This window comes from Micromonospora maritima (genome assembly GCF_902825405.1).
GTDB classification, from domain to species: Bacteria; Actinomycetota; Actinomycetes; order Mycobacteriales; family Micromonosporaceae; genus Micromonospora; species Micromonospora maritima.
On sequence record NZ_CADEAU010000349.1, the window covers coordinates 1 to 5,737 of the forward strand.

The 5,737-nt window shown below is 69.4% G+C and carries 5 protein-coding genes and 2 pseudogenes; 6 read left to right on the forward strand and 1 reads right to left on the reverse strand.

What is annotated here, in order from left to right; all coding sequences use genetic code 11:
- Positions 1-204 (reverse strand): annotated as a pseudogene (locus HUW36_RS24045) (ATPase); the annotation flags it as partial.
- Between the two features lie 153 nt (positions 205-357).
- Between HUW36_RS24045 and HUW36_RS24050 the strand changes: the two are divergent.
- The 6 genes and pseudogenes from HUW36_RS24050 to HUW36_RS35260 all read left to right on the forward strand — a co-directional run.
- Entirely contained in the window at positions 358-1,320 is a 963-nt protein-coding gene (locus HUW36_RS24050; protein ID WP_174530258.1) for a MurR/RpiR family transcriptional regulator, read from the forward strand.
- Complete coding sequence (locus HUW36_RS24055) at positions 1,317-2,066, forward strand: sugar isomerase domain-containing protein (protein WP_174530259.1); 750 nt, start codon at positions 1,317-1,319, stop codon at positions 2,064-2,066. Before HUW36_RS24050 ends, HUW36_RS24055 begins: the two co-directional genes overlap by 4 nt.
- Positions 2,067-2,090: 24 nt before the next feature.
- Complete coding sequence (gene ngcE / locus HUW36_RS24060; protein ID WP_174530260.1) at positions 2,091-3,503, forward strand: N-acetylglucosamine/diacetylchitobiose ABC transporter substrate-binding protein; 1,413 nt, start codon at positions 2,091-2,093, stop codon at positions 3,501-3,503.
- Positions 3,504-3,525: 22 nt separating this feature from the next.
- Entirely contained in the window at positions 3,526-4,467 is a 942-nt protein-coding gene (locus HUW36_RS24065; protein ID WP_091573506.1) for a carbohydrate ABC transporter permease, read from the forward strand.
- Positions 4,468-4,480: 13 nt separating this feature from the next.
- Complete coding sequence (locus HUW36_RS24070; RefSeq protein WP_174530261.1) at positions 4,481-5,437, forward strand: carbohydrate ABC transporter permease; 957 nt, start codon at positions 4,481-4,483, stop codon at positions 5,435-5,437.
- A gap of 120 nt (positions 5,438-5,557) precedes the next feature.
- Positions 5,558-5,737, forward strand: a pseudogene (locus tag HUW36_RS35260) (bifunctional 3'-5' exonuclease/DNA polymerase); the annotation flags it as partial.

Here is a 5,737-nt window from a genome sequence, read left to right on the forward strand (position 1 = left end):
GGCGCGTACCCGGGTCGGGTCGACCCCGGTGAGCGCCGCGCGGAGAGCGGCGAGCAGTTCGGCGGCGGCCCGGTCGGCGCCGTGACTGGTCGGGTTGCCGCCGCCGGCGCGGCCGTCGCCCAGGCGTACGCCGTCGAGGTTCAGCGCGGTGGCGCGGGTGGACGTACCTCCGACGTCGAGGCCGACCACGACGGTGTCCGACATGGCTCCCATGCTGGTCGGCCGCGTTCCCGGGCGCAAGATCACGGCTGTGCGTCAGGTAACAGTTTGAAAACTTCGCCCACGCCCTTGACACGGAGGGGCCTTCAGTAAGAACTTTTACCACTAACAGTTAACACTCTTTCCGAAAGGCGTCCGATGGTTGATCACGAGGTGGACACCCCCGCGGGGACCGCGGTGGTCGACGCCGACGCGGTCGACCGGCGGGGTGCGGTGACCGTCTCCTCGGACGGGGTGCTGGCCAGGGTCCGGGCCGGCGCGGGTGAGCTGACGGGGGCGTTGCGCCGGGTCGCCGAGCACGTGCTCAGCGACCCGGAGGCGGCGGCGCGGGCGACGATCGTCGAACTTGCCGAGCGGAGCGGCACGTCGCCGGCGACCATCACCCGGTTCTGCCGGGCGATGGGCTTCGAGGGCTACGCCGACCTGCGACTCGGCATCGCCGCCGAGACCGGCCGGGCCCGGTCCGCCGGCTGGACGGTCGACATCGGCCGCGAGATCCAGCCCGGCGACCCGCTGTCCCGGGTGCTCGACCAGATCATGGCCGCCGACACGCGGGCCATGCACGACACCGCCGCGCTGCTCGACCTGCACGAGGTGGAACGGGCGGCGGTGGCCATCGCCGGAGCCAGCCGGGTGAACATCTTCGGCGCCAGCGGCAGTGCGCTGGTCGGCGAGGAGATGCAGTTCAGCCTGCACCGCATCGGCGTGGCCGCCTGGGCCTGGAGCGACGTGCACGAGGGGCTGGCCAGCGCCGCGCTGCTGGGCGTCGGGGACGTCGCGCTCGGCATCTCACACACCGGCCAGACCCGGGAGACCATCGAGCTGCTCGCCGAGGCGGGCAGCCGCGGCGCGACCACCGTCGCGCTGACCGGCTTCCCCCGCTCGCCGCTGGCCGAGCTGGCCGACATCGTGCTGGTCACCGCCAGCCAGGCCACCACGTTCCGGCCCGACGCGCTCTCCGCCCGGCACCCTCAGCTCGTCGTGCTCGACCTGCTCTACATCGCGGTGGCGCAGCGCACCCACGACCGCGCCCACGCGGCCTTCCGGCGTACCGCCCAGGCCGTCGACGGGCACAAGGCCGCGAAGGGGTCCCTCTCATGATCAGTGCCCAGCGGTACGCGGACGCCGTCCGACCGGTGCTCGACCGGCTCGTCGACAGCCAGGCCGCCGCGGTGGACCGGGCGGCCGACCTGATCGCCGGCGGCCTGCGCACCGGTGGCGTCCTCCAGGCGTTCGGCGCCGGCCACTCCGAGGCGTTCGCCGCCGAACTGGTGGCCCGCGCCGGTGGCCTGGTCCCGGCCAACCGACTCTCCCTGCACGACCTCGTGCTGCACGGCGACGCGCCCCGCGACGTGCTCGCCGACCCCAAGCTGGAACGTGACCCGGCGGTGGCGCACCAGCTCTACGCCCTGGCGTCGCCGCAGCCGGAGGACGTGTTCGTGGTCGCCTCGCAGTCCGGCATCAACGGCTCCGTGGTGGAGCTGGCGACGCTGGTCAAGCGCGGTGGCCACCCGTTGATCGCGGTCACCTCGGTCGAGCACACGGCCCGGGTCGCCCCTCGGCACCCGTCCGGGCAACGGCTCGCCGACCTCGCCGACGTCGTGCTGGACAACGGCGCGCCGTACGGCGACGCACTGCTGCCGCTCGAGGGCGGCGGCGCGGTCTGTGCGGTCTCCTCGGTCACCGCGGCGCTGCTGGCGCAGCTGCTGACCGCCGAGGTCGTACGACGGTTCCACCAGGCCGGAGAGGTACCCCCTGTCTACCTCTCCGCCAACGTCCCCGGTGGGGACGAGCACAACCTCGCCCTCGAGTCGCGGTACGCCGGGCGCCTCCGGCGGACCGCCTGACCCGACACCACAAGGAGAGACAAGATGTCGGTTACCCCCGAGAAGTCCGGCGACCTCAGCCGTCGGACCCTGTTGCAGCGCGCCGCCGCGGCCGGCCTGATCGCGGTCCCGGCCGCCGGGCTGCTCAGCGCCTGCGCCGGCAGCGAGCCGAGCAAGTCCGACGGCGGCGGCGCGGCCAAGAGCAAGGACAACCCGTTCGGCGTCAAGGACGGCAGCGCCGTCAAGGTGGTCGTCTTCAACGGTGGACTGGGTGACCAGTGGGCCAAGGAAGACAAGGTCATCTTCAACGCCAAGCACGCGAACGTCACGGTCAACATGTCTTCCACCCAGAAGATCAAGACCGAAGAGCAGCCGAAGATGGCGACCCAGCCGAGCGACCTGGTGATGAACTCGGGCGCCGACATGATGGACCGCAGCACGCTGATCAACGAGGGCGCCATCGAGCCGCTCGACGACCTGCTCACCGCGCCGGCGTGGGACAGTGAGGGGACGGTCGCCGACAGCCTGCTGCCGGGCACCGTCGCCGACGGCACCCAGAACGGCAAGTTCTACGTGGTGAACGTGGCCTACACGGTCTGGGGCAACTGGTACAACGCGGCGCTGTTCAAGAAGGAGGGCTGGACCGCCCCGACCACCTGGGACGAGTTCTTCGCCCTGGCGCCGAAGATCAAGGCCAAGGGGATGGCGCCGTACGTGCACGACGCCGCGCACGGCTACTACCCCCGGTGGGCGCTGTTCGCGAGCATCTGGAAGGCCGTCGGCAAGCAGGCCGTGGTCGACATCGACAACCTGAAGGACGGCGCCTGGAAGGCCGACGGCATCGTCGCCGCGCTGGAGCCGTGGGAGAAGCTGGTCAAGGACAAGCTGCTCCTGCCGGGCAAGCTGGACCACACCCAGTCGCAGCAGGCGTGGCTGGACGGCAAGGCGGCGTTCATCCAGGTCGGCACCTGGCTGAAGAACGAGATGGCCGCGACCATCCCGCCGGGCTTCGAGCTCACCCTCTCCGACTACTGGAGCAAGCCGGGCGACAAGGCGGCCAAGGACGTCTTCGCCGCCTCCGGCGAGGGCTTCGTGGTGCCCAGCAAGGCCCCGAACAAGGAGGCCGCGAAGGAGTTCCTGCGGGCCATCCTGTCCAAGGCCGGTTCGGCGAAGTTCGCCGAGCTGACCAAGTCGCTGGCCTCCACCAAGGGCTCCGGCGACAACGTCCAGGACACCGCGCTGGCCAGCGCGAACAACCTGGTCAAGGGCGGCAGCGGAGAGCTGATCTCGGTGAAGTTCCCGGACTTCTACGCCGACCTGGACAAGGAGAGCCAGAACCTCTCCGAGGAGCTGATGGCCGGCCGGCTCACCGCGCAGCAGTTCGTCGACAAGATGCAGGTGGCCGCGGACAAGGTCGCCAAGGACTCGTCGATCAAGAAGCAGACCCGCACCGCCTGACATCGTCGAGGAAGTGAGTCCAATGCGGCACGGAGTCGCGCGTTTCGTCACGGGCTTCCTGGCCCTGCCCGTCGCGCTGTACCTGTTCTACGTGGTGTGGCCGTTCGCCCAGGCGGCGGGCTACTCGCTGACCGACTGGGGCGGGTACTCGGATTCCCAGAACTTCGTCGGGCTGGACAACTACGTCCGACTGTTCTCCGACGAGCTGATCCGGAAGGCGTTCTGGCACAACGTGTTCTTCCTGGTCACCGTGCCGCTGTTCACGATCGCGCTGGCCCTGTTCCTCGCGTTCCTGCTCAACGTGGGCGGACGCGAGGACAGGGCCGGCATCCGCGGGGTGTTCGGCTCCGGGATCTACAAGGTGATCTTCTTCTTCCCGCAGGTGCTGTCGCTCGTCGTCATCGCGGTCATGTGGCAGCAGATCTACCGGACCGACGGACAGGGCCTGATCAACGGCCTGCTGATCAAGATCGGTCTGGTGGACGCGGACAACCCGATCGCGTTCACCGCCGACCCGGAGCCGTTCCTCGGCGTGCCCGCGGTGCTGTGGTGGCTGCTGCTCATCGCGGTGTGGAGCGGCGCGGGCTTCTACATGGTGCTGTTCTCCGCCGCCATGCAGTCGATCCCGAAGGACATCTACGAGGCCGCGATCCTCGACGGTGCGGGCCGGTTCCACACCTTCTTCCGGGTGACCCTGCCGCTGCTGCGGGACAGCATCTCGGTCGCCTGGGTCTACCTGGGCTTCATCGCGTTGGACATGTACGCGCTGGTCTTCGTCATGACGCCGAGCCAGGGCGGACCGAACCACGCCAGCGAGATCTTCGCCTCGGTGATCCAGTTCAACGCGTTCCAGAAGGGCCAGTTCGGCTACGCCTGCGCCATCGCGGTCGCGCTGGCCATCTTCACCATCCTGCTGGCCGCGCTGCAGTTGCGGATCACCCGCCGTGAGCGGATCGAGTTCTGAGGAGGTTTGGACGATGAGCACGGTGACACACACCTCCGGCCGGACCCGACCCGACACGGAGCCGCCGTCCGGCCCGCCGGCGGGCCGGCGGACGAGGGGCGCCGGCAACGGCCTCGGTGGCCGGTTCTTCAACGGCTTCTCCCACCTGTTCCTCGCGGTCTGGGCGATCATGGTGGTCTACCCGCTGCTGTGGGTGGTGATGTCGGCGCTCAAGACCGACTCGGAGGTGATCCGCAAGCCGCTGTCGCTGATCCCCGAGGCGCTGCAGTGGGACAACTTCGCCCGGGCCTGGACGGCCGGGATCGACAGCTTCTTCCTCAACACGCTGCTCGTGCTCGTGTTCAGCGTGTCCCTGACGATGCTGCTCGGCTCGATGGCCGCGTACGCGCTGGCGCGCTACGAGTTCCGGGGCAACCGGCTGATCTACTGGATGTTCCTGTCCGGGTTGACCCTGCCGATCTACCTCGCGGCGGTGCCGCTGTTCAAGGGCGTGTACAACACCGGGGTCAGCCTGCCGCTGCTCGGCCCGAACAAGCACCTCATGCTGATCCTGGTCTACGTGGCGTGGTCGCTGTCGTTCACGATCTTCTTCATGCACTCGTTCTTCCGGACGTTGCCGGACTCGATCGCCGAGGCGGCCCAGGTCGACGGCGCGTCGCACACCCGGACGTTCTTCAGCGTGATGCTGCCGATGGCCAAGCCGGGCCTGATCAGCATCGGCATCTTCAACGTGCTCGGGCAGTGGAACCAGTGGTACCTGCCGACGCTGCTCATGCAGTCGGTCGCCGGTGAGCCGAAGCACCAGGTCATCGCGCAGGGCCTGATCGAGCTGTCGGTCAACCAGGGCTACAAGTCCGACTGGTCCGGGTTGTTCGCCGGCGTGACCATGGCGATGCTGCCGGTGCTGATCGTGTACGTCGTGTTCCAGCGTCAGGTGCAGTCCGGCCTGACCGCCGGCGTCAGCAAGTAGCACCCGGCCCCGTCCACCTCCCGCCCGCAAGGAAGGGCCCCTTCTTAACCGCCGTTTGTTAAGAAGGGGCCCTTCCTCTACCGGAGGCGTTAAGAAGGGGCCCTTCCTTTCCGGCCCAGCCTGTCGGTGGGGCGAGGCAGAATCACGTCCGTGCTGGTGGCGGTGGTGGCGGACGAGCGGGGCGGCGGCGTGCTGCAACCGCTCGACGCCGCCGGTCGTCCGGCCGGCCCGGTCGAGGAGGTCACCGACCTGGTTCGCGCGGTGGCCGCCCGCGAGGCCGCCGACCGGCCCCGCTGGGTG

Bases quoted from the DNA above. Each gene is read 5' to 3' on its own strand.
- HUW36_RS24065 (WP_091573506.1), top strand. From the start codon at position 3,526: ATGCGGCACGGAGTCGCGCGTTTCGTCACGGGCTTCCTGGCCCTGCCC.
- HUW36_RS24070 (WP_174530261.1), top strand. From the start codon at position 4,481: ATGAGCACGGTGACACACACCTCCGGCCGGACCCGACCCGACACGGAG.
- ngcE (WP_174530260.1), top strand. From the start codon at position 2,091: ATGTCGGTTACCCCCGAGAAGTCCGGCGACCTCAGCCGTCGGACCCTG.
- HUW36_RS24055 (WP_174530259.1), top strand. From the start codon at position 1,317: ATGATCAGTGCCCAGCGGTACGCGGACGCCGTCCGACCGGTGCTCGAC.
- HUW36_RS24050 (WP_174530258.1), top strand. From the start codon at position 358: ATGGTTGATCACGAGGTGGACACCCCCGCGGGGACCGCGGTGGTCGAC.